This window comes from Vibrio sp. 10N.222.46.A1, assembly GCF_041473595.1.
GTDB classification, from domain to species: domain Bacteria; phylum Pseudomonadota; class Gammaproteobacteria; order Enterobacterales; family Vibrionaceae; genus Vibrio; species Vibrio tasmaniensis_A.
The window spans coordinates 1-227 of record NZ_JBFRSN010001250.1; the positions used below are offsets into that span (position 1 = coordinate 1).

Annotated in this window: 1 pseudogene; it reads right to left on the minus strand. The window is 41.4% G+C overall.

The window, feature by feature from the left end:
- Positions 1-108 precede the first annotated feature (108 nt).
- Positions 109-227, minus strand: a pseudogene (locus tag AB4496_RS25665) (SAM-dependent methyltransferase); the annotation flags it as partial.

Below are 227 nucleotides of genomic sequence, written 5' to 3' on the forward strand. Positions count from 1 at the left end.
AGCCCTCATAGTGGAAACTAAAATTAGCTTAGAAGATTAAACAGCAAAGAGATGAGAGGCTTGCGTCAAAACGGACAGGCATCCAAACGAGTTTTAGTTACTGACCATTTAACGACGCTTAATCGCAACGACCGAGTAAGTGTGCCAATGTTTCATCCTACCTAATGAGGTGAGTGCTTGTTCGTCCCGTTCATTGAATCGTACTACCTCAAAACTCTTAAATAAAC